This is a genomic window from Algoriphagus algorifonticola (assembly GCF_007655305.1).
Taxonomy (GTDB): Bacteria; Bacteroidota; Bacteroidia; order Cytophagales; family Cyclobacteriaceae; genus Algoriphagus; species Algoriphagus algorifonticola.
This window is the reverse complement of the sequence record NZ_VLOG01000021.1, coordinates 51,725-75,379: the sequence shown is the minus strand read 5'-3', so window position 1 is coordinate 75,379 and position 23,655 is coordinate 51,725. Positions and strand designations below refer to the sequence as shown.

19 protein-coding genes are annotated in these 23,655 nt (G+C 39.4%); 10 read left to right on the top strand and 9 right to left on the bottom strand.

Annotation, left to right across the window (positions count from 1 at the left end; all coding sequences use genetic code 11):
• Positions 1-205: 205 nt before the first annotated feature.
• Complete coding sequence (locus FL972_RS05270) at positions 206-1,675, bottom strand: SLC13 family permease (RefSeq protein ID WP_144604034.1); 1,470 nt, start codon at positions 1,673-1,675, stop codon at positions 206-208.
• Between the two features lie 268 nt (positions 1,676-1,943).
• On the opposite strand from FL972_RS05270, the gene FL972_RS05265 reads away from it, so the two are divergent.
• A complete protein-coding gene (locus FL972_RS05265) occupies positions 1,944-3,527 on the top strand; it encodes a CHRD domain-containing protein (protein WP_144604033.1) in 1,584 nt (527 codons plus the stop codon).
• Between the two features lie 51 nt (positions 3,528-3,578).
• Here the strand turns inward: FL972_RS05265 and FL972_RS05260 are convergent, their stop codons facing one another.
• Genes FL972_RS05260 through FL972_RS05250 form a run of 3 tightly spaced genes read right to left on the bottom strand, consistent with a single transcriptional unit; the run spans position 3,579 to position 6,753 of the window.
• Complete coding sequence (locus FL972_RS05260) at positions 3,579-4,049, bottom strand: hypothetical protein (protein WP_144604032.1); 471 nt, start codon at positions 4,047-4,049, stop codon at positions 3,579-3,581.
• A 41-nt stretch (positions 4,050-4,090) separates the two neighbouring features.
• Positions 4,091-5,236: a DUF819 family protein gene (locus FL972_RS05255; RefSeq protein ID WP_144604031.1), complete on the bottom strand. Its 1,146-nt coding sequence runs from the start codon at positions 5,234-5,236 to the stop codon at positions 4,091-4,093.
• Entirely contained in the window at positions 5,233-6,753 is a 1,521-nt protein-coding gene (locus FL972_RS05250) for a M20/M25/M40 family metallo-hydrolase (protein WP_144604030.1), read from the bottom strand. The genes FL972_RS05255 and FL972_RS05250 overlap by 4 nt, the downstream gene beginning before the upstream one ends.
• A 157-nt stretch (positions 6,754-6,910) precedes the next feature.
• Here FL972_RS05250 and FL972_RS05245 point away from each other — a divergent pair, with 157 nt between their 5' ends.
• From FL972_RS05245 to FL972_RS05235, 3 genes are read left to right on the top strand one after another with little or no spacing between them, the layout of a single operon-like run.
• Entirely contained in the window at positions 6,911-8,170 is a 1,260-nt protein-coding gene (locus tag FL972_RS05245; RefSeq protein WP_144604029.1) for a sterol desaturase family protein, read from the top strand.
• Between the two features lie 14 nt (positions 8,171-8,184).
• On the top strand, positions 8,185-9,303 hold the full coding sequence (locus tag FL972_RS05240; protein WP_144604028.1) for an XdhC family protein: 1,119 nt from the start codon (positions 8,185-8,187) through the stop codon (positions 9,301-9,303).
• Positions 9,300-9,887 (top strand): nucleotidyltransferase family protein, encoded by a 588-nt coding sequence (locus FL972_RS05235; protein WP_144604027.1) that lies wholly within the window; start codon positions 9,300-9,302, stop codon positions 9,885-9,887. The genes FL972_RS05240 and FL972_RS05235 overlap by 4 nt, the downstream gene beginning before the upstream one ends.
• Positions 9,888-9,890: 3 nt before the next feature.
• On the opposite strand, the gene FL972_RS05230 is transcribed toward FL972_RS05235, so the two are convergent.
• A complete protein-coding gene (locus FL972_RS05230; protein ID WP_144604026.1) occupies positions 9,891-11,033 on the bottom strand; it encodes a cysteine desulfurase family protein in 1,143 nt (380 codons plus the stop codon).
• A 199-nt stretch (positions 11,034-11,232) separates the two neighbouring features.
• Between FL972_RS05230 and FL972_RS05225 the strand changes: the two genes are divergently transcribed.
• Both FL972_RS05225 and FL972_RS05220 read left to right on the top strand, forming a co-directional pair.
• Positions 11,233-11,580: a hypothetical protein gene (locus tag FL972_RS05225; RefSeq protein WP_144604025.1), complete on the top strand. Its 348-nt coding sequence runs from the start codon at positions 11,233-11,235 to the stop codon at positions 11,578-11,580.
• 112 nt (positions 11,581-11,692) lie between these two features.
• Positions 11,693-13,720 carry a glutamine--tRNA ligase/YqeY domain fusion protein gene (locus tag FL972_RS05220; RefSeq protein ID WP_144604024.1) on the top strand — a complete coding sequence of 676 codons (2,028 nt, stop codon included), beginning with the start codon at positions 11,693-11,695 and terminating at the stop codon, positions 13,718-13,720.
• 68 nt (positions 13,721-13,788) lie between these two features.
• On the opposite strand, the gene FL972_RS05215 is transcribed toward FL972_RS05220, so the two are convergent.
• Entirely contained in the window at positions 13,789-15,951 is a 2,163-nt protein-coding gene (locus tag FL972_RS05215; RefSeq protein ID WP_144604023.1) for a xanthine dehydrogenase family protein molybdopterin-binding subunit, read from the bottom strand.
• 2 nt (positions 15,952-15,953) lie between these two features.
• Positions 15,954-16,412, bottom strand: coding sequence for a (2Fe-2S)-binding protein (locus tag FL972_RS05210; RefSeq protein WP_144604022.1), 459 nt, complete (start codon positions 16,410-16,412; stop codon positions 15,954-15,956).
• A 214-nt stretch (positions 16,413-16,626) separates the two neighbouring features.
• Between FL972_RS05210 and FL972_RS05205 the strand changes: the two genes are divergently transcribed.
• From FL972_RS05205 to hrpB, 4 genes are all read left to right on the top strand, one after another.
• Entirely contained in the window at positions 16,627-17,793 is a 1,167-nt protein-coding gene (locus tag FL972_RS05205; RefSeq protein WP_186300007.1) for an MBL fold metallo-hydrolase, read from the top strand.
• Positions 17,794-17,920: 127 nt separating this feature from the next.
• Complete coding sequence (locus FL972_RS05200) at positions 17,921-19,069, top strand: Gfo/Idh/MocA family protein (protein ID WP_144604021.1); 1,149 nt, start codon at positions 17,921-17,923, stop codon at positions 19,067-19,069.
• A gap of 84 nt (positions 19,070-19,153) precedes the next feature.
• Positions 19,154-19,666: a DUF2911 domain-containing protein gene (locus tag FL972_RS05195; protein ID WP_144604020.1), complete on the top strand. Its 513-nt coding sequence runs from the start codon at positions 19,154-19,156 to the stop codon at positions 19,664-19,666.
• A 66-nt stretch (positions 19,667-19,732) separates the two neighbouring features.
• The gene (gene hrpB, locus FL972_RS05190; RefSeq protein ID WP_144604019.1) at positions 19,733-22,219 is read left to right on the top strand and encodes an ATP-dependent helicase HrpB; all 2,487 of its coding nucleotides are present in this window, start codon (positions 19,733-19,735) and stop codon (positions 22,217-22,219) included.
• Here the strand turns inward: hrpB and FL972_RS05185 are convergent.
• Entirely contained in the window at positions 22,216-22,836 is a 621-nt protein-coding gene (locus tag FL972_RS05185) for a hypothetical protein (protein WP_144604018.1), read from the bottom strand. The two genes, hrpB and FL972_RS05185, sit on opposite strands and share 4 nt — an antisense overlap.
• Positions 22,837-22,876: 40 nt before the next feature.
• On the bottom strand, positions 22,877-23,419 hold the full coding sequence (locus tag FL972_RS05180; protein ID WP_250161287.1) for a HEAT repeat domain-containing protein: 543 nt from the start codon (positions 23,417-23,419) through the stop codon (positions 22,877-22,879).
• Positions 23,420-23,655: the final 236 nt, after the last annotated feature.

Here is a 23,655-nt window from a genome sequence, read left to right as displayed (position 1 = left end):
AGGTTTTAGAATTGGGTCAAAATGGAATAAATGTGATAAAGCAAGGCCACAATCATCAGAAAATAGAAACCTGATTTCCCGTTTTTCTGCCTAATTGAATTTTTTGTTTCCCTTGCTTTCATGGATACAAGAATACCATGTTGGCTAATCAGCGTCAATTTGTTGGGATGAATAGGTTAGTTTATGGGATGGAAAGGCTATTTAATTAATCAAATGGGTTCTGAAGCAAATTAATATCCCAGAACAAAGGAAGAAGGAAATAGACCATAAGCGTTACCAGCAGAATTGATAAAATATTAAGCCAAAACCCAGCCTTGACCATATCTTTCATTTGTAGAAAACCGGAACCGAAAACGACTGCGTTGGGAGGGGTAGCAACAGGAAGCATAAATGCACAACTGGCGGCAAGAGTAGCTCCAACCATCAAACCGAAAGGATGTAAGTCTAATTTGATCGCTACAGAAGCGAGAATCGGGAGAAGCATGGAAGCAGTTGCCACATTGGAGGTAACCTCTGTTAAAAAGTTAACAGATGCTATAATCACCAAAAGCAGGAAGAAAAATCCCACACCTTCAATTAGGGTGAATCTTTGACCGATCCACTCGGCTAATCCTGTTTCTTTAAATCCTTCAGCCAAAGCCAATCCACCTCCAAATAGAATCAAAATTCCCCAAGGAATTTGCTCTGCTGTTTTCCAGTCTAGAATTCTTTTAGTTTTAGTTGAATCGGGGAGGAGAAATAAAATCAAAACTCCGGTCAGTACAATTATGGTGTCGTCAATACCGGGTATAAGCTGATCTAACAGGAAGCTTCTGGATATCCATGCAAAGCATACTAAGGAAAAAACGACCAATACATTTATTTCCTCATAGGAGATTTTTCCTAGTTTTTGGAGCTGCTCAGACACAATGGTTTTAGCATCGTTTAGCTTAAACCTTTTTGGGAGAGGATTGGCAAAAGTCACTAAATACCACCAACATATAAAAATAAGTGTAATGGATAAAGGAAAGCCAAAAAGCATCCATTCATTAAATCCGATTTGATAATCATAAAGGTCTGAGACCACGGCAGCTAAAATCGTGTTGGTAGGAGTTCCGATAAGGGTTGCGACACCTCCGATAGAAGCGCTGTAGGCAATTCCCAACATGATATTTTTCCCCAATCTCTGAGAGAGGCTTAAATTTTCGGAGCCAAATGAATCCTCAAACTGCTTTACTACAGCTAATCCAATGGGAAGCATCATCAAGGAAGTGGCTGAATTTGAAATCCACATGGATAGAAATCCAGTGGCTAAAATGAATCCCAAAACAATAGTTCTAAGATCAGTGCCAATTAAATTAATTATGGATAGGGCGATCCTGCGGTGTAGATTCCATTTTTCTATCCCTGTAGCCATTAGAAATCCACCCATATATAACATAACCGTAGGATGCATGTAATTGGAAGAAACCTCAGCAATTGGCAGAATATCCAAAGTGGGCATAAATATTAAAGGAAGAAAAGCCGTAGCTGCAATTGGCAAAGCTTCAGTGATCCACCAGATAGCCATCCAGGATGCTAAGGCCAGCATAGCTAAAGCTTGAGGGTTTAAATCCGGAGACTGGACAAAAGATAAAATTAGAAAATAAGAAAGCGGTCCTGCAAATAAACCGAGGGTAGACAGATTGATCTTCATTCAGTGAATTCTGGGGTAGGGATAAATTTGGCTGAAGTTAAAAAATTATAATGGAATCGGGGTATCAAAATTTATTACTTAACATAATGTAAATTATGTAACAAATAATAAATATCTCAATTTCGAACAAGCATCCGCAGAGAAAGAAAATACTGAAAATTTTGATTTTAGTCAATCCATACCCTAAAAGCACTTCGTAGCTAAAAAGGTAGATCAAAGTACAGGAAACCAATCCTGCTATTTAAAATTTTAACTAACCTCAAAAATTATGTACTACACAAGACAAATTTTGGGAGGATTACTCTTATTATTCTCCGCAGTTTTGGTCAGTTGCGACCAAAACATCGATCCAATTGACCCCATGCCAATGCCTACGGGGCAAACAGCAACTTTTCAATTAAGCTCAGTATCTGATCCATCGATTTCTGGAACAGCTGAATTTGTTGAAAATGACGATAACACAACCACCATCAATCTTCGTCTGTCAAGTACACCTTCCGGTGGAATGCATCCAGCTCATATTCATTTTAATACTGCAGCTGAAGGTGGTGATATTGCATTAACCTTGGGAACAGTGGATGGTACAACTGGGATGAGTAGCGTAACTGTCAACACCTTAGATGATGGTAGTGCTATTACTTATGAGCAGCTAATCAATTTTGATGGTTATATCAATGTGCATTTGTCAAGTTCCGATTTGGCAACTTTGATTGCTCAGGGTGATATCGGTGAGAATGCCTTAACTGGTGAATCTAAGACTTATGCCCTAGGTTCTGTAGATGTAGATGGGATTAGCGGTTCTGCTACTTTCAGTCAAAGAGTTAATGGTGAAACATTGGCGGAAATTATGCTGATGGGAACGCCAGAAGACGGGATGCACCCTGGACATATACATTTCAACACTGCCGCTGAAGGCGGAGGAATTGCATTTACTTTTAATCCTGTTGTAGGTGCTACTGGTATGAGTGCAACCAATATTTCAACTCTAGATGACGGTACTCCTATTACCTATACTCAATTATTGGATTTTGATGGATATGTGAATATTCACTTGTCTGCAGAAGATCTAGGTACATTAGTGGCACAAGGAGATATAGGTCAAAATGAGCTTACTGGAGAAGAAAAAGTTTATGAGTTAGGAGAAAAAGATGTGGATGGAATTAGCGGTACAGCTACTTTCAAGAAGCGTGTGAACGGTGAAGCTTTAGCTATGATCGAGCTGATGAATACTCCTGAAGACGGAATGCATCCAGCACACATTCACTTTAATACAGCATTAGAAGGTGGTGGAATTGCCTTCACATTTACTCCAGTCAATGGTGCAACTGGTGTAAGTGTGACCAACGTAGCTACGCTAGACGACGATTCCATGATTGGTTATGATGATATTTTAGAATTCAATGGATATATCAATGTGCACCTTTCTGCAAGTGAATTGGGAACCATCGTTGCTCAAGGTGATATCGGGTCCAATGAATTGACCGGAGAGTCAACCACCTATGTATTAGGTGAAAAAGATGTAGTAGGAATCAATGGTACTGCGACTTTTAGAAAAAGAGCTAATGGTACTACCCTAGCAATTTTAGATGTAGAAAACACGATAGCAGGCTCTTCTCATCCAGCTCATATTCACAATAATACAGCCGAAATGGGCGGAAGCATTGCATTTACCTTTACGCCAGTTGATGGCACCACAGGAATAAGCATGACCAATATTGTTGCATTAGATGATGAAACAGCAATTACTTATGAGCAACTATTGGAATTTAACGGATATATCAATGTACACCTCTCCATGGCAGAACTTGCGACAGTTGTTGCCCAAGGAAATATTGGGGTGAATGTAAATTAATAGTAGATGGTTGGTTTTAAAAAGTCCGGGTATTTTGCCCGGACTTTTTTTTTATAGTTCCTCCAGTCGAAACTGGAAATCGTACTGTAAATCTTCGTGTAATCCACTTACTAACTTTTCAACTTTTCCTTTCTGGATCTCATACAGATTTTTGATCACAGAGTTCCGGTGCTTTAAAAATCCCATTTCCTTTATTTTTTCACAAAAGAAAAGAATGACCTCAGCCTGATCGGATTTGGACTTTGATAATTTTAAAAGCTTATTCATTTTTCTACGAATACTTTGAGCTGATTTTTTCGCATAATAACCATGCTCTACCCTAGCCTTTTCAAATTCAACTAATAAGTCTTCTTTAACCATTTCCACAAATAATCCTGGCTGATCCCTTTCATAGAGTTTAAAAAATAAATAGGCCTTATTGTCCCTGCTAAACTTTATTAATTCGATCAAAAGATCCTTAATTTCCTGTTCAGAAATATAGCCAAGGTCTTTTTTCAAGGTGGCTAAACTGGGAATGTCCATATACTTTTTTAGAATTTAATCAGAATTATAAGCTGCTTGCTTCAGAATTGTTGGAATAAATAAATAGTGAGCATCCCCCACCCTGTTCCGGTAACCATACTCAAAATGGCTAATAGCACCGCATGAGGCATTAAATCTTTCCTATATGCAGCTGTAACGGCCGGAGCAGTAGAAATTCCGCCCAAATTTGCCATGGATGCGATAGGAACCCAGATCAGATTAAGCCTCAATACTTTGGATAGGACTAACATCAGAATAAAGTGCAAAATCAACCAAACCAAAACCAAACTTACAAAGCTCCAAGGTAAGGTTAGGTTGCTGAAATCTAATCGCAAACCAAGAATGGCCATGATCAAAACAATACAGACTCCTCCCATTTTTAGGGAAAATGAGGTATTCCAATGTGTAATCAAGTTACCCAAAAGCATTCCCAAAATTGATAAACTTATAACCAGCATGAGGAATGATAGATTTAAAAAGTAACTGATACCTGTGATCAGAGCAAAAATTAGAATGATCACCAAGGGTTTGATTTTCCTTCCAGAATTGATTTTGGGGTCTGCTAAGGTGCTTGGAAGAGGATCTTTGATCCCTATCAGTTTGTTGAGAACTTCTCCTTTTTTGATAAACTGAAACATCAAGATTGTCCAGATGTTGACCAAAATATTATCCAATACCAAAACTGAGAGAAAGATATTTTCAGGGGTTTGGGCGAGCTCTTTTAAAATCAACTGAGAGGTACTTCCACCAATCCAGCCTCCAACAATGGGGACGAGTCCTTTCCAATATTCCTGTTCGAAAAAGATAACATCATTGCCTGGTTCGATTAAAAGCACTCCTGAAACCAGTAATACGGGTAATGTTGCTATAAAGAGACTTCCTCCAAAAAATAAAGCCAAAGGTCTTAATCCCACTACTGCCAACTGCTTGAAAGGTAATGCGGACATCACTGCCAAAAGGGTGATTGGGATAATCCAGTTTCTGCTTAGGCTATGTAAATAAACACTGGATAGATCCCATCCAAAGAGGTGCGTAAATCCTGCCGGAATCACATAAGCAAATAAAATTGCAGGAAACCAGTTGAGAATTCCTTCAATTATTTTATTATTTAAAATATTGATTTTCAATACAAAAGTAACTGTTAATAAAACAATTACTAGAGATATGATTTCATCAAATGAATTCATTGAAAAGGTTGGGAAAGAATACTTAAACAAGTTTGGATTCCTTCCAGATAGTTACCAATTCTGATATTCTCATTAGGTCCGTGAATGTTGTTATCTGGATTTGGAATCCGTACGGAAACTGCCGGAGCATTTAAAATATTGATGAAAGGTGCCATTGGTTGGGAGCCACCCGTTTGTCTGGTTTTGACATAATCTGATCCGAAAACATGTCTCATTCCTGCTTCCAACCATAGCGCAAAATCAGAATCCATGGAGGTTCTGAAAGGCTGGGAACCGATGCGAAAATCAAAAGAGGCAAGTTTCGAGTAAACCTTTCGCTCTTCCAAGCTTGGCTCCTCACCAGCTATTATATGATAGCCTTGATCGGTGATAAATTTTCGCAAAAGTGCTATTTGCCTCTCTCCAGGAGTCTCTTTGACTGTCCGGATGTCAATTTCTGCTATGGCCACAGAAGGTATCAAGGTCCTTACCTCCTTTCCTACCCAACCTGCATTGATTCCCCGAATATTTAATGATGGATACTGCATGGCTTCCTGATAGCTCCCTCCCACTTGATCTGCTTCGGCTAATCCAAGTTCATCCAGTATTTCTTCCACAGATTCCGGCACTTCGGCCATTGCTTGTATGTCCAATTCACTCAAATTGACTCCTTCATAAAAGCCCGGGATTACTACTTTCCCAGACTCATCTTTCATTGCTGCCAGCAGTCTGGATAAGCCAAAAACCGGATTCGGAGAGAAATTCCCATATTGCCCGGAATGCAGATTTTCTTTTGCTCCAAATACTTTGATAGTGACGGTAGCTATTCCTCTTGCACCAAATGCTAGATTGGGGAGGTTGGATAAGTGACGGGTACCGTCCATGATCAATATTCCATCGGCTGCAAATAATGCTTGATTAGCCTGCACTATTCCAGCTAATTCTGGAGATGAGAGTTCTTCTTGAAAGTCGAGAATTAGCTTCAGGTTCACTTCCGGCTCAAGTTGGTTTTGCTGAAAAATTTCCATAGCCGTAAAAAAGCTCATGGCTGGACCTTTGGAGTCTGAAGCCGATCGGGCAAAAATTTTCCAATCCAAATCGATCCTGTCATTCAATGAACTCCAATTTATTTCTTCCAATTTCCCATCGACTTCTTTTTTCAAGGCAGGGACAAATGGACTTTTTTGGTTCCAAGCTGAGGTATCCACTGCTTGCCCATCAATCTGCATGTAAACCAGAATAGTTTTTTTTGCGGGGTCAATTTTTCCTTTTGCAAATAAATGAGGAACTCCCCCTGCACTGAGTACTTGCGTTTCAAATCCAAGTTTGTTCAATTCTTTTTGACACCAATTGAGATTTGCTTGAATTTGATCTGAATAACGTCCGTTATTCGGGATTTTCAGGAATTCATAAAACTTGTTTAAAGATGGAAGCAAACTTTCTTTGGAAAGGCGCTGTATCTCAACTTGATCTATTTGAGCATAAGTTGGAAACCAGACCAAAGAAAATAAGGTTATTAGTAGGTATAATCGATTCATGCCTTGGATTTAGAGAGTAGAAAAATAGAAATATTTTTCTGGTATCTTTTTAAAAGATATTCTTTGGTTGATATGTATCAAAAAAAGCTGCTCAAATCCATGGAATTTGAATGGAATCAGCATAATTCCTAAGTTTAGTATTGGAATATAAACTCAAATGGAAACCTACGGTAAAATCTTATTAATTGCTATGCCCGCCTTTTTTGTGCTGGTGTTGTTTGAGAAGTTTTGGGGCGTATGGAAAGGAAATGATACGGTTCCTGTCAATGATATGATTGCCAGTCTCAGTTCAGGCATAACCAATGTGACCAAAGATGTCTTGGGTTTAAGCATCGTAGTTATCTCCTATGAATGGATGGCCGGAAAATTTGGATTGTTTCAAATAGATGCGTCTTGGTTGACATATGTAATCGCTTTTATTGCTTTGGATTTTGCGGGCTATTGGGTGCACAGAATTTCTCATGAGTATAATCTATTTTGGAACAACCATATCATTCACCATAGCTCAGAGGAATTTAATTTAGCTTGTGCCTTAAGACAAAGCATCTCCTCAATCGTCAAAATATTCGGGATTTTCTTGCTTCCGGCTGCTCTATTGGGGGTTCCAGCCCAAGTAATTGCCATTGTTGCTCCCTTACATCTCTTTGCTCAGTTCTGGTATCACACCAGACATATCGGCAAAATGGGTTTCTTAGAAAAAATCATCGTTACTCCTTCCCATCACCGGGTTCACCATGCCATCAATCCGGAATATTTGGATAAGAATTATGGGCAAATTTTTATCATTTGGGACAAGCTATTTGGAACTTATCAGGAGGAACAGGCAGATATCCCAGCAGTTTATGGGGTGACAAGACCAGTTCGAACCTGGAATCCGATTAAAATCAATTTTATGCACCTTTGGCTTCTGATCAAGGATGCCTGGAGAGCCCAAGATTGGAAAGACAAGCTAAAAATTTGGTTTATGCCATTGGGTTGGAGACCCAAAGATGTGGCCGAAAAATACCCAGTCTTTAAAATCGAAGATGTTTATCACTTCGAGAAATACAACCCATTTCTCAGCAAAGGAATGTTGGTTTGGAGTTTTGCCCAGTTAATTATGCTTTTGCTCCTTCTAAGCTATTTGTTTGGAAATCTAGCTAGTATCGGAGTACCTGATATCTTTTATTACGGAGCCTTTGTCTTTTTGACAGTTTACTCCTACACCGAATTAATGGATAGAAATCCCAATGCTTGGGTTTGGGAAGTTTTGAAAGTGATTTATGCCTTTTACTTCATTTTTACTTCAGGTGATTGGTTTGGGATCAATCAAATTTTCCACGGAGCCTTGACTTTTTTCATAGTCTATTTATTTTCATCCTGTTTGCTTTCTGTATGGTTTTGTTTGAAAAATGAAAGGATGCAGTTAGCCAATTGAGTTAACTTAGTCACATGAAAGAGTTCAAGCAGATTATTCAGGCTTACGAAGTTTGCAAGGAAGAATCCATTCCAGCCGCATTAGCTACTGTGGTAAAAGTAGATGGATCTGCCTATAGAAGACCAGGTGCGAGAATGCTCGTAACCCAAGATGGACAACTAACAGGTGCGATCAGTGGGGGCTGTTTGGAGGGAGATGCCTTGCGAAAGGCTCAAACAGTGATTTTTCAGCAAAAATCTATGCTAGTCACCTATGACACTACAGATGAGGACGATCAAAAATTCGGTGTGGGATTAGGTTGCAATGGAATTATTCATGTTTTGATAGAACCACTGGATTTTTCTAACCCAAGCAACCCCGTTGAATTAATCAAGGAAGCTATCCAAGAGCGTGAATCCAGTCTTCTACTTACTGTATTTTCTATTCCTAGATCTAAATCAGAGCAGATAGGTACCATCTTTTTGAAAAGAGGAAATCAGGAATTCGGCAATTCAGGAAAATTGAATCCTCAACAATGGCTCAGGATAAAACACGAAATCAATGGCTTTCAAGAAAATCAAAGTCAAATCAGGGAATTCGAAGAGTTGGATAAGATTTCTATATTCTTCGAAAAAATACATCCTGTAACGAGGGTATTACTTTTTGGTGCGGGAAATGACACAAGGCCTGTAGCCCAAATGGCTGAATTATTGGGAATGGAGCTATTTCTTTTCGATGGAAGAAAAAATCAGGCCACTTCAGCCCGATTTCCTTCAGCTCAAAATATTATCGTAGGTTCAGCAGAAGAGGTGTTGCCTAGCATAAGCACCGATTCCAATACTGTTGCATTATTGATGACTCATAATTTTGAATATGAAGTAATTATCCTGGAAAAGCTTTTGGAATCAAACCTACCCTACATCGGAATTCTTGGGCCTAAGAAAAAGACAGAAAAACTGGTACAGCGATTGGAATCCAAAGGTTTGCAAGTTAATATGGAGAATATTTATGCCCCTGTAGGTCTTGAAATCGGTGCAGAGACATCTGAAGAAATTGCGCTTTCTATTATGGCAGAAATTAAAGCAGTTCTAAATCAAAAGAGTCCCATTTTCCTTCGGGACAAAAAAGGTCCCATTCACGAGTCTGGGCTATGAAAACAGGCATAATTCTTTTGGCCGCAGGTTCATCTTCCAGATTAGGTAGACCCAAGCAATTGGTGGAGCTGGGAGGTAAAACACTGATTCAAAATGCTATAGAAGAAGCTAATAAATGTCAAGCAGATTCTATGGTGGTTGTTTTGGGTTGGAATCCTGACTTGATCCAAACTGGTTTTGAAAGCAAAAATGTACCTGTAGTCATCAATGAAAACTGGGAGGAAGGAATGGCTTCCAGTATGCAAACAGGGCTCAAATTTTTACTAGCAAATGGCCAAACTGATCAAGTGATTTTGATGCTCTGCGATCAGCCATTTGTTGGTGCGGTTCTTTTGAATCGATTGATTGAAGGGAAAGAAATTTCTGGAAAAGGAATTGTTGCTTGTTCCTATTCTGGAACATTGGGCGTGCCTGTACTTTTTAATCGATCATATTTCGATGAATTACTGAGCCTAAAGGGTTCAGAGGGTGCCAAAAAGGTAATTTTCAATCATTCTGAAGATGTTTTGGCGCTTGATTTCCCCGAGGGTGCGATTGATTTGGATACTGAAGAGGATTTGAAAAAGATCAAAAATCTCAAATAAAGTCTATCCTCTTAATTCCTTTACTACTTTTTCCACCCAATCTATAGTTTGTAGAATTTCTTCTTCGGTAGTTTTTCTTCCCAAAGAAAATCGAATTGAAGCTCTTCCTAAATCTGAATCCAATCCCATGGCTTTTAATACATGACTAGGTTTTGGGGAAATGGATGTGCAGGCAGAACCCGAACTCACCGCAACTTTTTGATTCACTCTTTTCAATAGTTCCTCACCTTCTACATCCGAAAATGCGATGTTGCAAACATGGGGCAAACGATTATCTTGACTCCCGTTCAATTGTGTACCAGAGATTTTTAGTAATCCTTCTTGCAACTGATTTCTAAGCTTTTGCAATCGATTAGCCTCTGCATGCATTTCTTCTATCCTCAATTCAGCGGCTTTTCCAAAACCTACTATAGCGGGAACATTCAATGTTCCGCTTCTCATCCCCTTTTCATGTCCTCCTCCATGGATTTGAGCCTGTGGTTTGGGTAATTCATGGTTGTGTCGCACGTACAATGCACCTATACCTTTAGGACCGTATAATTTATGGGCAGAAATAGCTATCAGGTGAATTCCTTGGGTAGAAACCGGGATCTTGCCAGCCGCCTGTACTGCATCCGTAATTAAAATCAGATTTCTAACCTCACATAAATTTGCGATTTCTTCAATTGGATGAATAATTCCTGTTTCATTATTTGCCCACATCAGACAAACCGCTTTGGTAGTCGGGAGAATGGCTTTTACGAGTTGATCTATGCTTATTTTACCCATTTCATCAACGGGTAAATAGGTCACCTCTCCTCCCCTTTTTTCAATTTCCTCAAAGCAATCCAAAACGGCTTTATGCTCGGTTTGACAGGTGATAAAATGCTGTTTTTCAGGTAAAAAAGCTTCAAAAGTACCTTTTATAGCCAAATTTAAGGCTTCTGTAGCTCCTGATGTAAAGATTATCTCCTTAGACTTAGCGCCAATCAACTGCGCAATTTTTTCCCGGGCTTCTTCTACCGCATTCTCAGCAACCCAGCCAAAGGGATGACTCTTACTTGCCGCATTTCCAAAGTGATCCGAAAAAAATGGAAGCATGGATTCCATTACTTCTTTAGTGCAAGGAGTAGTGGCATTATAGTCTAAGTAAATGGGGTATTTCATCCGTTTATAATTTGTTTTTTAGATGTCAGATGGAATGCCCTACCCCGATTTATCGGGGCATCCCCCTCCCGATCCGCCGCGGCGGACGGGACAAGTTGTGTGAGATTTTTCCTCATGGGCATTTCATACCTTAAATTTAAATGAATTAAGACTTTCAGCCTAAGTTGATTAAATTTAGATTTTCTATCAAGAAAAAATTATGCAAGAAACTTGGACATTTGACTATCCCAAATCTCAAATAAAAGACGATTCATTGAGTTCTTTCTTGAAAGCCAAAAAGAAAGATTTGGGCATTTTTCTTTCCTATTACTACAAAAAAGAAGGTGCAGTAGCCGAGGATGTCAACTTAAAAACCGAGCCTAAATTTTCTGATTCTAATTCAGGCAGTTTTGAGGTAGATTTTTCTTTGGTTCATTTTAATGCATGCTTAGCTATTCATGAACAAGTGAGAGAATCTCTAAAAATTGATTTTGAATTCGATTCAAAATCTTCCAAATTAAAACTGATCGGGCCTTATTGGCCTAGCAGAGAAATGGATGAGATCTGATTTTTCATCTTTCAGCATAATCTGAATTAATCTCAAATTCATCTGCCTCATTTTAAATGAAAGGTTGCAATTCCTTTCATTTGAAGTAATTTTGGCATTCAGTTTTTCAATTATGAAAGAATCAACAGAGACACTCAATTTTATTGAACAAATTATAGAAGAGGACTTAGCCAAAGGTCTTCCGAAGGAAAAACTCCGTTTTCGCTTTCCTCCGGAGCCGAATGGTTATCTTCATATTGGCCATGCCGCTTCCATCTGTTTGAATTTTGGATTGGGAGAAAAGTACAATGCTCCTGTCAACCTTCGTTTTGATGACACCAACCCTGCCAAAGAAGAGCAGGAGTATGTTGATGCAATCAAAAGAGACATTGCATGGCTTGGCTTCAAATGGGCTAATGAATGCTATTCTTCTGATTATTTTCAGCAGCTGTATGATTGGGCTGTTCAATTGATCAAAGAAGGCAAAGCTTATGTAGATCAACAGTCATCCGAACAGATTGCAGAGCAAAAAGGCACCCCTACTACTCCCGGAAAACCAAGCCCTTTCAGAGATCGACCTGTGGCTGAAAGTCTGGAGCTTTTCGAAAAGATGAAGAATGGGGAGTTTCCTGCCGGATCTTATCTCCTTCGAGCCAAAATTGACATGGCCTCTCCAAATATGCATATGCGTGATCCTATTCTATACAGAATTATTAATGCTCCGCATCATCGTACAGGAAGTGATTGGTGTATTTATCCAATGTATGATTGGGCTCATGGTGAATCGGATTACATTGAGCAGGTATCTCATTCACTGTGTACATTGGAGTTTAAGCTACACAGAGAGCTTTATGACTGGTACCTCGATCAAATCTATGATCCTTCCCTACTTCGACCTAAGCAGCGCGAATTCGCTCGAAGAAACCTGAGCTACACAGTGATGAGTAAGCGAAAATTATTGGAATTGGTACAGAAGAAGGTGGTTGCCGGTTGGAATGATCCTCGAATGCCAACTATTTCCGGTTTGAGAAGAAGAGGATATACTCCTGAATCTATCCGAAAATTCTCTGATCTATCCGGAATATCTAAGCGGGATAATGTAACTGACGTATCCTTATTGGAATATTGTATCCGGGAAGATTTAAATAAAACTGCTACCAGAGTAATGGCGGTTTTGGACCCTGTGAAAGTGGTTTTGACCAATTATCCTGAGGATAAGGTAGAAATGCTTTCCATGGAAAATAATCCTGAAGATCCTAACTCAGGAACTCATGAAGTACCATTTTCCAAAGAACTTTACATTGAAAGAGAGGATTTCAAAGAGGAAGCAAATAAGAAATTCTTCAGACTTTCTTTGGGGAATGAGGTTCGATTGAAAAGTGCCTATATCATCAAAGCAGATTCTGTGATAAAAGATGAAGCGGGAAATATTACAGAAATTCATTGTACAGTGGATTTGAACTCCAAATCCGGAAGCGGTACTGAAGCAAGTTTACGAAAAGTAAAAGGCACGCTTCATTGGGTTTCAATAGCCCATGCAATCACTGCTGAAGTAAGGGAGTATGATAGGTTATTCCTTGATGAGGCTCCTGATGCGCATGAGGACAAAAACTTCATGGAGTTTATCAATCCGGACTCTTTGAATATCATCAAAAAGGCTTATCTGGAGCCCTATTTAGCTCAAGCTACTTTGGATGATAAATACCAGTTTCAGCGATTGGGTTACTTCACTTTGGATACAGATTCCAAGGAGGAGAAGTTGATTTTTAATAAAACAGTAGGCTTAAAAGACTCCTGGGCTAAGCAAAATACAGCAGCGCAGCAACCAAAACAGCCTGATGTTCAGCAGAATCAAGGTAAAAGAAGTCCTTTGAACGAGATTCAACAATTGAGTAAAAAGCTAACCAATCTTCCTGAAGAAAAGTTGGCGAATGCTAAAGCATCCATACTCAAACTAGCTGAAGAAGTAAGCTATGAGGAAATTGAACCTTTATTCAATACTGCTGCTAAAAAAGTGGGTACTCGAATTGGTGTCATGTTAGTCTTGGGCGTTTTACTAAAAAATGGCCAGGAAAAAACAGAAGCAGCTCAGGAATTTATTAATGCTGGTCTGAATGATGATCATGAAATGCTGAAAGCTGAAGCAGCAGCTATTCAATAATTCGGTAATTATTTCAAAAAAAGCCGCCAATTCAAATTGGCGGCTTTTTAATTTAACACCTTATTACCTTAAGCTCTTCGGATATCTAATTTGATATCTGAAAATTCTTTCTGCTCAATAAATGGTTGACTTCTCAACCTTCTACCTGTCGCAGCAAAAATTGCGTTTGCAATAGAACCACCTGTCGGAGGTAATGCAGGTTCTCCCAGGCCAGTAGGATCAAAGTCAGTTGTTAGAAAATGGGTTTCAATTTCAGGAACTTCCTTCATTCGGATTAAGCGATAGGTGTCATAGTTTTTCTGCTTCGGCACACCATTTTCGAAAGTTAGATTTCCATACATTGCATGGCCCATTCCATCCACAATGCCACCTCTTACCTGATGGTTTGCTCCAATTGGATTGATGACCATTCCACAATCTGTAACTGCAGTTATTTTCTTGAGTGTAGGAGTACCTCCTTCCATAGCGATATCTGCTACCTGAGCCACATAAGATCTATGAGAGAAGTAGACAGAGAATCCCTGCTTCACGTTTGGATTTTTACCCCAATTGGATTTTTCCTTGGCGGCTTGAACTACTCCAATCATTCGATCTACGTCATAGCCTAGCTCTCCTACCGGATTGGTTTTAGCCCTTTGAAGCAAATCCAATCTAAACTGAACAGGATCTTTTCCAGCTTCCAATGCTACTTCATCCAAAAAGCTCTGCTCAGCATAGGCCAGGAAGTTTGTAATTGGAGCTCTCCAGGCATTGGTAGTGATACTTGATTCATAATTCACTGATTCGATCAAGACATTGTCCACTGCTCCTGAAGGAAAATTATGCTCACGGGTTGTATTACCCGCATTCATCCCAACTCCACGGAGTTTGTAGGCAGTCATATTTCCGGATTCGTCCAAGGCCGCTTCAAACTTGTATCTAACAGCCGGTCTATAAGCGCCTCCTGTAAGTTCGTCTTCTCTACTCCAAGTTACTTTGACAGGTGCATTCATAGCTCTGGATACTTCCACCGCTTCTTCTACATAATCGGCACGAAGTCTTCTTCCAAATCCTCCACCCAGACGTGTGATTTCCACTGTGATATTTTCAGCTGGAATTCCCAAGATTTGAGCAGCAGACTGTCTGGCTCTATCTGGAGTTTGAGTAGGACCAATTAATTCGCATTTATCTCCCTTTACATGTGCAAAGAAGTTTTCTGGTTCCATAGGAGAATGCGCCAAGAAAGGACACTGATATTCAGCACTCACTACTTTAGCGGCATTTTTGAAAGCTGCGTCTACGTTACCGTCTTTTCTTCGAACTTCCGCTTTTCCTGAAGCCAATAATTCTTTGAAAATTCTATCGTGGTCCGCTGAGCTTTCTACCTTACCTTCTGGCTCATATTCAATTCGAAGAAGCTTTTTAGCTTTCATCAATGGCCAAGTTGATGAACCTACCACAGCCACTGAATTTCCAAAAGTTACCACCTCCTGAACTCCAGTCACTGCTCTCGCTGCAGCATCGTCGACAGATTTGATTTTCATTCCAAAAGGTGCTCTTTGAATCATGGCATGAAGCATTCCTTCTCTGTAAAAATCCAATCCGTATAATGGCTGCCCGGTATACATCTCCTTGGCATCCACATTTTTCACCGGAGTCCCGATGATTTTAAAGTCTTTTTTGTCTTTAAAAGTCAATTGCTCAGGAGCAGTCATGGTGGCAGCTGAGGCTACGAACTCTCCAAAGTGACCACTTTTCCCACTTCCCTTGTGCGAAATGATCCCTTTTTCTACCGTAATTTCTTCTGCTGGAACATTCCATGTTTTCGCAGCAGCAGCTACTAATACATATTTGGCTGTTGCGCCAGCTGTACGTAATCTTTCCCAGCTGTGTGGCATAGCTCCTGACCCACCGGTCAGCTGACGGTCATATTTTTCTGTATCCAAATTGGCCTGAACTACTCTGACTTTTTCCCAATCAGCATCCAATTCTTCGGCTACGACCATTGGAAAAGAAGTCTTTATGTTTTGGCCCAATTCAGGATTAGGTGAATAGATCACCACATCACCAGTTGGAGAGATGGATAAATAACTACTAAAGTTTTTAGCCTGAGATAATATTTCCTCAGTACTCAAAACCTCTACTTTCGGGGAATCACAACTGAACCAGTTGAAACCAATAAATAATCCACCTGCCGTGGTTCCGGCAATTTTCAGAAAATCTCTTCTGCTCGCTCTTGTTACTGTGCTCATGATTATTTAGTTTTAGCGGCTAATGCTACTGCTTCTCTAATTTTGTGATAGGTACCACAGCGACAGATGTTTCTATTCATCGCATTGTCAATTTCATCCATACTTGGATTAGGGTTGCTTTTCAGAAATGCTGCAGCTTGCATAATCTGTCCAGCCTGACAATAGCCACATTGGGCTACATCGACTTCTTCCCATGCTTTTTGAACAGGATGATCTCCATCTTCCGAAAGACCTTCGATGGTAATAACTTCTGAGTTTCCTACACTTGAGATAGGTGTTACACAGGAAAAAGTGGAATTGCCATTAATGTGAACAGTACATGCCCCACATTGAGCTACACCACAAGAAAATTTGGTTCCGACTAATCCCAGGTGATCTCGCAAAACCCACAATAAAGGGGTATCATCTTCCACATCCACTTGATGATTTTTACCGTTTACTTTTAAGTTGAAAGTTGCCATGGTTCTTTTATTTGCTCATAAGTTACAAAAAATCATCCCTTGATAAATGCCATTTATGGAAATCTGACTTCCTAATTGTCTGATAGGCAAATAATGAGGCCTGATTGAAATAAATGATAAAAAAATCAAAGCACTCGGACCTTTTTTCTCCTTTTTTGGTTAATAAAATAATTTTCAAGTTCTGGCTTAAACAAAACCTAAAATCCATTTTCCTGTGCTAAAAAAAATATTGCTCTTCGTGCTTATCCTCTTTTTGGCACCTCTCCTTTTCGGTTTTCTTTTTATCAGTTTTAGCCCTCAGTTTGGAGGTAAGTCTTCACCGGAGCAACTTCTCGAATTTGAAAAATTGGATCATTATTCAGATGGCAAGTTTCATAACCTTCAAGCAACTGAAATGGGAATGGATTTAGCGAAAGCCATCAAGCTACTTCCTGAGTTCTTCAAAAATGATCCTGCCAGAAAACCTGACTTTGATATCCCGATAGTAAAAATTGATTCTCTTGAACTGCTAAATAGTTCATCCACAAAGCTATTTTGGTTTGGCCATTCTGCATTTTTACTTCAAATAGACGGTAAAAATATCTTGTTAGATCCCATGTTTGGGAAAGTTCCCTCTCCCCACCCTTGGTTAGGAAACCCTAGGTTTTTCGAAGAGCTTCCTATAGAAATTGAAGAGTTGCCGGTGATCGATATGATACTGTTCTCTCATGATCATTATGATCATTTAGATTATGAGTCAGTCAAGAAATTAGCTGGAAAAACCAAGCAGTTTGTGGTACCATTGGGCGTGGGAGCTCATTTGGAAGCCTGGGGAATTGAGAAAGCTAGGATAACAGAGTTGGATTGGTGGGAAGACTTCAAGGTTCAGGATATATCTTTGATTTTTACACCCAGCAGGCATTTTTCGGGCCGTGGATTGAATAATCGCTTTAGCACACTTTGGGGATCTTGGGTTATTATTGGCGAAGAAGAAAAACTATTTTTCAGTGGAGATGGTGGGTATGGTCCACATTTTCAGGAGATTGGAAATCGTTTTGGGCCATTTGATTTTGCTATGTTGGAATGCGGGCAATACAATGAAAATTGGAAAGAAATCCATATGATGCCTGAAGAAACGGCATTGGCTGCTCTGGATCTTAAAGCAAAAGAGTTTATGCCCATTCACTGGGGAGCGTTTAGCTTAGCTATGCATTCTTGGACAGACCCCGTGGAGCGTGTTTTGGCCAAATCTCAGGAATTAGGATTGAAAATCAGAGTGCCTAAAATCGGTTCTATGATAGAAATTAAAGAAGAAAGTCAACCCGAACTTTATCCTTGGTGGATCAATCCTGACTTGGTAGATCTCTCTGATTTTCAGGAAAGAAAGGCCAGTATTTTTTAATACATTCTTGATCATAGTCTTTTAGGGCTTTCTTAAGACCTGAATTTGTGATCAAAAGTCATGAGTGAAATTGATTCATTTTTCCTAATTTGAAACTTTATTCAAACATATAAAACCTACATAACCTATGTCTCAAACGATTAAAGCAGCCATCGTTGGTACCGGATTTATTGGACCGGCTCACCTGGAAGCACTTCGAAGAATTCCTAATGTAATGGTCACTGGCTTAGTAGAAGTCAATCAAGAATTGGCTGAAGAAAAAGCCAGACTTTTAGGTATACCTAATGCTTACACCTTCGAGGACATGCTTAAATTATCTGAAATCGATGTTGTTCATATTTGTACTCCAAACTTCCTGCATTATGCGCAAGCAAAAGCAGTTTTAGAGGCAGGAAAGCATGTCATCTGCGAAAAGCCTTTAGCAGTAAAAATAGATGAAGCAGAGGAGTTAGTTTCTTTGGCTAAAAGCAAAGGATTGGTTAACGCAGTGCATTTCAATCTCCGCTATTATCCTGTGGTAAGACAAATGAAAACCATGAGAGAAAGTGGTGAGTTGGGTGAGGTTTATGCAGTTATGGGCTCCTACCTTCAGGATTGGCTCTTTTTACAAACAGATTATAATTGGAGATTAGAACCTGATAAATCCGGTGATTCAAGAGCTATTGCTGATATTGGGTCTCACTTATTGGATATCACAGAATATGTGACCGGATTGAAAATCAAGGAGGTTATGGCAGATTTTTCTACTGTTCACAAAACCCGTTTGAAGCCTCTCAAAGCGATCGAAACATACTCGGGTAAAATGCTGAGTATGGATGATTACGAAGAGGTTCCTATCAATACAGAAGACCATGCCACTGTAATGCTTCGTTTTGACAATGGAAGCAAAGGGTCAATTACTGTATCTCAAGTCAATGCAGGCAGAAAAAACAGGTTGAATATTGAAATCGCAGGTTCTAAGTCGAATTTTGAATTCAATTCAGAAAGACCGAATGAATTGTGGATTGGAAAAAGAGAAAGTGCTAATCAGCATTTGATGAAAGATCCAGCCTTATTTACTCCCGAAGCTGCCGGATTGATTAGTTTCCCAGGCGGACATAATGAAGGGTTCCCAGATACTTCAAAGCAGATGTTTAAAGAAGTTTATGCAGCTGTAAGAACTGGAAAACAGCCTGATAACCCAAGCTTTCCAACATTTGCGGATGGTTTAAGGGAATTGATTATCGGAGAAAGAATCATAGAGAGTAATAAAAAGCAAGCTTGGGTAAAAATTTAGCATGCTTTAACAGAGTTGGGAAAATAGGATCTGAAATATTTCTGAATTTTCTGTAAATTATCCAATTCAAAAAAACTGAAAACCATGAATTTAAAGAGAAAGATTTTTGCTTTGGCAGTATTGGCTGGATTTGCCTTTGCCGCTCAAGCCCAAGAAAAAGCCAGCCCAGCTATGACCGCCGAAGGCTCTGTAGGTGATGCTAAAATTACTGTGAATTACTCCTCTCCTGCTGTCAAAGGCAGAATGATCTGGGGTGATTTAGTGCCTTTGGGTCAAGTATGGCGTGCTGGTGCTAATGAAGCTACTACGATTACCACTACCAAGGATATTATGGTAGAAGGTCAAAAGTTACCAGCTGGAACCTATAGTTTCTTCATCATTCCTGGAGAATATGAATCCACTTTCATCTTCAATAAAGTTGCCAAGCAATGGGGTGCGTTCGATTACGATTCTTCCGAAGATCAGTTGAGAGTGAAAGTAGCCTCTCAGCAATCTTCCTCTCTTCAAGAGCGTTTGAAATACGAGGTAGCCGATAATAAGCTAAGCATTATGTGGGAATATGGAAAAGCTGAAGCAAAGCTTGCTCCTAGCATGTAATTAGATTTTAAAGTTTTTGGAGGCCATCAGGAATTATCTTGATGGCCTTTTTATTTTTGTAAACTCATGTCAGATTTTGATCCTTATTCCTTTCAGCTTCCAGTTGCGGATATTATCCCCAATGTAAAAAGCCATTTTCAATCCAATAATTCCTTGATCGTTCAAGCTCCTCCAGGGGCAGGTAAAAGTACACTCTTACCTTTGGCATTACTTCAGGAGGACTGGCTCAAAGGAAAAAAAATAGTGATGCTGGAGCCCAGAAGATTGGCTACTAAAAGTATCGCGACGAGAATGGCCTCCATGCTTGGTGAAGAGGTGGGAAAGACAATAGGCTATAGAATTCGCTTTGAATCTCAGGTAAGTGATCGGACTAAATTAGAGGTGATTACAGAAGGCATTCTAACTAGAATGATGCATTCTGATAATGAATTGAAAGATGTTGGACTGGTGATTTTTGATGAATTTCATGAAAGAAATCTGCATTCTGAGGTCGCTTTGGCTTTATGCCGAGAAGTTCAGGAAGTACTGAGACCTGATTTAAAAATCCTATTGATGTCGGCTACCATCAACTCGGAAGAGCTTTCTTCTTTGTTGAATTCGAAAGTAATCCAAAGTTCTGGAAGGCAATATCCAGTAGATATTCATTATTTAAATCCCGTTGATGAATATGCAATTGGGGAAGATACAGCGAGAGCTATCATCCCATTGACCAAGAAGCATGAGGGAGATTTTTTGGTGTTTTTACCCGGTCAGGGGGATATCAAAAAAGCAGAATCACTTTTAAGAAAAGCCTTGCCGCAGGACCTTATTTTGCCACTCTATGGGCAGCTAAGTCCTACAGAGCAAAATAGAGCTATTCAGCCTCATGCGGGCGGTAAAAGGAAAATTGTCCTATCTACAGATATTGCAGAAACATCTCTAACCATAGAGGGTGCCAAGGTGGTTGTGGATTCTGGGTATGCTAAATCCAATAGATTTGATCCTCGTTCGGGCCTTTCTAAATTGGTCTTACACAGAATTAGTGCTGATTCTGCGGATCAGAGAAGCGGACGTGCTGGAAGGTTAACAGCAGGAACGGCCTATAGGCTTTGGTCTATAGCGACGCAAAATCAATTACAGGAATTTAGAACTCCTGAACTGATGGAGGCGGATTTGACAGGTTTAGTTCTGGATATGAAAGTTTGGGGAAAGGATGAAATCAGGGATATGACCTGGCTTACACGTCCTCCGGCCGGAAATCTAAACTTGGCAGAGAAGACTTTGGAATCTCTGGAAGCATTAGACCATGGTCAACTCACCTCTCATGGAAAAGAAATTCATCAGCTGCCATGCCATCCTAGAATCGCGCATTTATTGCTCTATGCAGAAAAACAGAACTTGTTGGGTTTGGGAACAGACATAGCTGCAGTTTTGGAAGAGCGGGATCCATTGGGACCAGAGGCTGGAGTTGATTTGAATTTAAGAATTGAGGCCCTAAGAAGGTTTAGAAGTAGAGGTCATAGTATACCGAGGATCAAGAAAATAGAGAAGGTAGCAACTCAATACAGAAGGATGTTTCAGGTTGAAGCGGAAAATGGTGCCGTAGATCCTTGGCAAACAGGAATTCTTTTGGCCTTCGCTTATCCTGAGCGAATAGCATCAGCAAGACCGGGGAATAATGCGCAGTTTCAATTAGCCAATGGAAAAATAGCTCAAATAGGCCATAGAGATGATTTAGCCCATGAGTCTTGGATAGCTGTGGCAGATATAGATGCAAGAGAAGGTATGGGGAAAATATGGCTTGCAGCTCCATTAAATCCACGTGACTTGGTGCCTTTGGTAAAAACCAAGGAAGTTTTGCGCTGGGATAGAAAAAACGGTGGTTTGATAGCTCAGACAGAACATAGAATTGGAGCAATTATTTTAGGCTCCAGACCATTAAAAAATTATGATCGTTCAAAAGTCAAAGAAGCAATTTTAGAAGCTATTCGTGAAGAGGGTGATTTACTTTTGAATTTTGATGAGGAAACGTTGCAACTGATCCAAAGAGTGAATGCTTTGAAGATATGGAATCAAGATGAAAAATGGCCCAATTGGACAGTAGACGGCCTTTGTGAATCAGCTGAGGAATGGATAAGCCCATATTTGAATGACATTCAAAAAAATGAGGATTTGAAAAAAATCAATCTCAAACAATTGTTGATTCATAGTTTAGACTACGAACTGCAGGGAGAATTGGAAAAGTTAGCTCCCGAAAAGTTGGAAGTTCCATCTGGTAGTAAAATTCAAATTCAATACAGATCACCTGATGAGGCTCCTCTCCTTTCAGTCAGGCTTCAGGAAATTTTTGGAATGCTGGATACACCAAAAATTAATCAGGGTAAAATTCCTTTATTGATTGAGTTATTATCGCCGGGATATAAACCTGTTCAGCTTACCCAGGATTTAAAAAGCTTCTGGAGCAATGGATATTTCGAAGTGAAAAAGGAATTGAAAAGAAGATATCCCAAGCATGAATGGCCAGAAGATCCGATCAAAGCAGAGGCTGTTAGAGGCGTGAAACGGAAGTTCTAAACATCTTCATCCAGATGACTGAGAAACTGTAGATAAGAAGCAATAGTGAAAGGTGTAACTTGTTGCTTTTCTACCAGATTTAAAAAGTTTTCTCTCACAATCAGATAATCCTCAGGTTTGTATAATTTCGCCAAAGCCGTAGCTCTGAATGCATTATAGATAAAGTTCTGACTCTTAAAGGTATAATTTTCTTTGGCTACAAAAGCTTTTTCTAAAGTCAAAGGATCGCTCATTTTATCCAGCCATTTGAAACCGTTTCTGATAAAAAACTTCTCCGCTTTGATTAAAGCTTCTTCCATTTCGAAATCACTGATAATAGCAAACCGATTTGGGATACTTGGATCAATTTTGTTGGGAGTTTGGATAAGTGTTAAGGACCTTGATGAATAATCACTGAGACTAGGTAAAAATCGGTGGATCAATTCTTCAACAGCATCAATTCTCACCCCTAAATTGTATTCTAAATAATTGGTTTCTGGATACTCTGTAAAATGGACAAAAATAGCCTGCTTACCCTGAGGAAATGACTTCTCATAGGTTGAATAATATGGATTGAATTCAAACCCAAAATCTAGAAAAAATTCCTGATGCCTTTCTCTAATATCTATATTCAGCATATAGTAAAGAACTCCGAAAAATTAGAAATGTTGCATATTTTCAGGAAAATAATTCCTTCATTTCCAGCAACATAGGCTCTACTTCTGATTTTTTAATTGCCACACTTCCCTCATCCTCAGGATTATGTAAGTAGTGGTTCCAGTGTTTTTCAGCTTTACGTATCGTTCGGGGAGTAATTTCAAACTCAACCTGATCCAAAAGGTCCTTGGCTAAAGTAGATGCTTTGAAGTTGCCAAAAAGATAAACTCTAAAAACATCTACAAATCGTTCGGTTAGGTTGTATTCTTCTAAAATTTGTACAAAAGCACCCTGAAGGTTTTTATTCTTTTTATCAAAAATCACTTCGAAAATGGCGTCCAATGCTTCTTCTTGCCAGTGGGTTTTAGATAATGCTCTGCAGGCTAGATAGGCAATTTCCCAATTATCACCTTTAATCATTTCTATCAGCCTATTTTTGGCTTCTTCGTCTGCTTTCAGTCCCAATTTGTCTGCAAATAGATATGCTTCAGACTCATTGGGGTCACACATTTTTTCAAAAAGTCTTTCTATATCCTGATCCATTCTTTTTCTTTTAATTTGCAAATATACTCGAATTGCCAAGGGGATCACATGATTTAATCAGGAGAAGTCAATTGGTTTATTCCATTTATTTTTACGTAAGGATTAGACCACTGTATCGCTCAATCTAAAACTCCTGAATCACCAATAACAGAGATTCTCCCGAATCAAGTTCGGGACAAGCTATCTGACCTCTAAAAAACAAATTATAAACAGATGAAATGCCCATGAGGAAAAATCTCACACAAGGGGATGATTAT

What these genes read in the sequence shown, in the direction of transcription:
- FL972_RS05270 (WP_144604034.1), bottom strand. Translation starts at nt 1,675, where the DNA reads ATGAAGATCAATCTGTCTACCCTCGGTTTATTTGCAGGACCGCTTTCT.
- FL972_RS05265 (WP_144604033.1), top strand. Translation starts at nt 1,944, where the DNA reads ATGTACTACACAAGACAAATTTTGGGAGGATTACTCTTATTATTCTCC.
- FL972_RS05260 (WP_144604032.1), bottom strand. Translation starts at nt 4,049, where the DNA reads ATGGACATTCCCAGTTTAGCCACCTTGAAAAAAGACCTTGGCTATATT.
- FL972_RS05255 (WP_144604031.1), bottom strand. Translation starts at nt 5,236, where the DNA reads ATGAATTCATTTGATGAAATCATATCTCTAGTAATTGTTTTATTAACA.
- FL972_RS05250 (WP_144604030.1), bottom strand. Translation starts at nt 6,753, where the DNA reads ATGAATCGATTATACCTACTAATAACCTTATTTTCTTTGGTCTGGTTT.
- FL972_RS05245 (WP_144604029.1), top strand. Translation starts at nt 6,911, where the DNA reads ATGGAAACCTACGGTAAAATCTTATTAATTGCTATGCCCGCCTTTTTT.
- FL972_RS05240 (WP_144604028.1), top strand. Translation starts at nt 8,185, where the DNA reads ATGAAAGAGTTCAAGCAGATTATTCAGGCTTACGAAGTTTGCAAGGAA.
- FL972_RS05235 (WP_144604027.1), top strand. Translation starts at nt 9,300, where the DNA reads ATGAAAACAGGCATAATTCTTTTGGCCGCAGGTTCATCTTCCAGATTA.
- FL972_RS05230 (WP_144604026.1), bottom strand. Translation starts at nt 11,033, where the DNA reads ATGAAATACCCCATTTACTTAGACTATAATGCCACTACTCCTTGCACT.
- FL972_RS05225 (WP_144604025.1), top strand. Translation starts at nt 11,233, where the DNA reads ATGCAAGAAACTTGGACATTTGACTATCCCAAATCTCAAATAAAAGAC.
- FL972_RS05220 (WP_144604024.1), top strand. Translation starts at nt 11,693, where the DNA reads ATGAAAGAATCAACAGAGACACTCAATTTTATTGAACAAATTATAGAA.
- FL972_RS05215 (WP_144604023.1), bottom strand. Translation starts at nt 15,951, where the DNA reads ATGAGCACAGTAACAAGAGCGAGCAGAAGAGATTTTCTGAAAATTGCC.
- FL972_RS05210 (WP_144604022.1), bottom strand. Translation starts at nt 16,412, where the DNA reads ATGGCAACTTTCAACTTAAAAGTAAACGGTAAAAATCATCAAGTGGAT.
- FL972_RS05200 (WP_144604021.1), top strand. Translation starts at nt 17,921, where the DNA reads ATGTCTCAAACGATTAAAGCAGCCATCGTTGGTACCGGATTTATTGGA.
- FL972_RS05195 (WP_144604020.1), top strand. Translation starts at nt 19,154, where the DNA reads ATGAATTTAAAGAGAAAGATTTTTGCTTTGGCAGTATTGGCTGGATTT.
- hrpB (WP_144604019.1), top strand. Translation starts at nt 19,733, where the DNA reads ATGTCAGATTTTGATCCTTATTCCTTTCAGCTTCCAGTTGCGGATATT.
- FL972_RS05185 (WP_144604018.1), bottom strand. Translation starts at nt 22,836, where the DNA reads ATGCTGAATATAGATATTAGAGAAAGGCATCAGGAATTTTTTCTAGAT.